The organism is Serratia sp. 506_PEND (genome assembly GCF_001076875.1).
In the GTDB taxonomy this organism is placed as follows: domain Bacteria; phylum Pseudomonadota; class Gammaproteobacteria; order Enterobacterales; family Enterobacteriaceae; genus Serratia; species Serratia marcescens.
The window spans coordinates 1-3,130 of the sequence record NZ_JVEL01000389.1 but is presented as its reverse complement, the minus strand read 5'-3'; the positions used below and the strand labels follow the sequence as shown (position 1 = coordinate 3,130).

Here is a 3,130-nt window from a genome sequence, read left to right as displayed (position 1 = left end):
CTCCCTTTGACGTTGAACCGCGCAATGTGCTGAACCGAGTATGGCAGCGTTTGCGTCAGCGCGGGCTTTCCCCCGTGGTAGCGGTAGAGTTGGAGTTCTATCTCATCGATCGTCAACGCGACGCGGAAGGCTATCTGCAGCCGCCGTGCGCGCCGGGAACCCAGGAGCGCAACACCCAAAGCCAGGTGTACTCCGTCGATAACCTGAACCATTTCGCCGATGTGCTGAGCGAAATCGACGAGCTGGCGCGTTTACAGGGCATTCCGGCGGACGGCGCGGTGGCGGAGGCGTCGCCGGGGCAGTTCGAAGTCAACCTGCACCATACCGATGATGTGCTGCAGGCCTGCGACCATGCGCTGGCGCTGAAACGGCTGGTGCGCATGGTGGCCGAGAACCACAACATGCAGGCCACCTTTATGGCCAAGCCGTATGAAGAGCACGCCGGCAGCGGCATGCACGTGCACATCAGCATGCTGAATGCGCAAGGCGACAATGTGTTCGCCGACGACGACGGCGAGGATTCGGCGCTGCTGAAACAGGCGCTGGCGGGCATGATCGCCCTGATGCCGTCCTCGATGGCGCTGCTGGCGCCGAACGTCAACGCCTATCGCCGTTTCCAGCCCGGCATGTATGTGCCGACCCAGGCTTCCTGGGGGCATAACAACCGCACCGTGGCGCTGCGCATTCCCTGCGGCGATCGCGACAACCACCGCGTGGAGTATCGCGTGGCGGGCGCCGACGCCAACCCGTATCTGGTGATGGCGACCATTCTGGCCGGCATCGTCTACGGCCTGGAAACCGCATTGCCGCTGCCTGAGCCGGTGACCGGCAACGGGCTGGAGCAGGACGGGCTGCCGTTCCCGATCCGCCAGAGCGACGCGCTGTACGAGTTCGAACATCAGCCGGTGCTCAATGCGTTGCTGGGCGAACGCTTCAGCCATGTCTACCTGGCCTGCAAAACCGACGAGCTGGTGCAGTTCGAGCGCCTGATCACCGAAACCGAAATCGAGTGGATGCTGAAAAACGCCTGATCCCGCTCACCCAACGACTACCGCGCGCGCCCGGCGCATTTCATCGGCTCTCCTGTAGCCCGTGAGGCTGCGCGCTGCGGTACAGCATTTCTTCTATCACGGCGTACAGGACGCCGACGAGGAAATAACCATGACTCAGCCATTCCCATGCGCAGACGTTTGCCTGTGCCGCAGTGCCTACGGGCCGGTCGCCGGCCGCCCGACAGTGACCCCAACCCGCTTTCCCCGCCGCCTGAGCAGCAGTTTCCCCGCGGCCTCTCTGAATGACGTTGCACGGTTGACAGCAGAGGACCAAAAGGGGAAACGCCATGACGATTAAAACCATCGACGGCGGTCCGGCGGGCAAACCGCAACTGCGCAAATCCCTCAAGCTGTGGCAGGTGGTGATGATGGGCCTGGCCTATCTGACGCCGATGACGGTGTTCGATACCTTCGGCATCGTCTCTGGCCTTACCGACGGCCATGTGCCGACCTCCTATCTGCTGGCGCTGGCCGGCGTGTTGTTCACCGCCATCAGCTACGGCAAACTGGTGCGCCAGTTTCCCACCGCCGGTTCCGCCTACACCTATGCGCAGAAGGCGATTAACCCGCACGTCGGTTTTCTGGTGGGGTGGTCATCGCTGCTTGATTATCTGTTCCTGCCGATGATCAATACGCTGCTGGCGAAGATTTACCTGACCGCGCTGTTTCCGGAAGTGCCACCCTGGGTGTGGGTGGTGGGCTTCGTGATCCTGATTACCGCCATCAACCTGAAAAGCGTCAATCTGGTGGCCAACTTCAACACCCTGTTCGTGCTGGCGCAGGTGGCGATCATTCTGGTATTTATCTACTTGGTGGTGCGTGGCCTGCACAACGGCGAGGGGATGGGCACGGTGTGGAGCCTGCGGCCGTTCCTCAGCGAGAATGCGCACCTGCTGCCGATCATTACCGGCGCGACCATCCTGTGCTTCTCGTTCCTCGGTTTTGACGCGGTCACCACGCTGTGCGAGGAGACGCCCGACGCCGCCAAGGTGATCCCGCGCGCCATCTTCCTGACCGCGCTGTACGGCGGGGTGATCTTTATCAGCGTGTCGTTCTTTATCCAGCTGTTTTTCCCGACCATTCAACGCTTTCACCAGCCCGACGCCGCACTGCCGGAGATTGCGCTGTACGTCGGCGGCAAGCTGTTCCAATCGATCTTCCTGTGCGTGACCTTTATCAATACGCTGGCCTCCGGCCTGGCGTCGCACGCCAGCGTGTCGCGCCTGCTGTACGTGATGGGGCGTGACAATGTGTTCCCGGAGAAATTCTTCGGCTATATCCACCCCAAATGGCGCACGCCGGCGCTGAACGTACTGATGGTCGGGCTGGTGGCGTTGTCGGCGCTGTCGTTCGATCTGGTGACCGCCACGGCGCTGATCAACTTCGGCGCGCTGGTGGCCTTTACCTTCGTTAACCTGTCGGTGATCAGCCACTTCTTTATTCGCGAAGGGCGCAACAAAAGCTGGAAGGATCGCTTCAACTTCCTGTTCCTGCCGTTGGTGGGGGCGCTGACGGTGGGGGTGCTGTGGCTGAACCTGGAGAAAAGCTCGCTGACCATGGGGCTTATCTGGGCGACGCTGGGCTTCGGCTATTTGGCCTGGCTGACCCGACGCTTTCGCCAGCCGCCGCCGCAGTTGGAGCGGCAACCGCAGCAATAAATTCACAGGCGGGAGTTTCCCGCCTTTCTTTTTGGCACGTGCGGCAGTAGAGTGAAAAACCTGTTAAAAAATAACCTATTGGACCTGCCTTATGCCCGCTTTGCCCTCGCGTACCCGCGCCACGTTGTTCGGTTTATTGGCCATTGTGCTGTGGAGCAGCGTGGTCGGCCTGATTCGCAGCGTCAGCGAAGGGCTGGGGCCGATCGGCGGTGCGGCGATGATCTACAGCGTCAGCGCGGTGTTTTTGCTGGTGGCGCTCGGCGTGCCGAAATGGCGCAGCTTTCCGCGGCCTTATCTCATCGTCGGCAGCCTGCTGTTCGTCAGTTACGAGATCTGTCTGTCGCTGTCGCTCGGCTACGCCAATACCCGCCTGCAGGCGATAGAAGTGGGCATGATCAACTACCTGTGGCCCTGTTTCAC

General features: G+C 61.3%; 2 protein-coding genes and 1 pseudogene. All 3 read left to right on the top strand.

Annotated features, from left to right (window positions below):
* Positions 1-1,031 (top strand): glutamine synthetase family protein (locus ADK28_RS13590; protein WP_048795894.1); only part of this gene is annotated, 1,031 nt, incomplete at its 5' end.
* 308 nt (positions 1,032-1,339) lie between these two features.
* Complete coding sequence (locus ADK28_RS13585; protein WP_016928039.1) at positions 1,340-2,710, top strand: APC family permease; 1,371 nt, start codon at positions 1,340-1,342, stop codon at positions 2,708-2,710.
* Between the two features lie 91 nt (positions 2,711-2,801).
* Positions 2,802-3,130: pseudogene (locus ADK28_RS13580) on the top strand (EamA family transporter); the annotation flags it as partial.

What these genes read in the sequence shown, in the direction of transcription:
- ADK28_RS13585 (WP_016928039.1), top strand. Translation starts at nt 1,340, where the DNA reads ATGACGATTAAAACCATCGACGGCGGTCCGGCGGGCAAACCGCAACTG.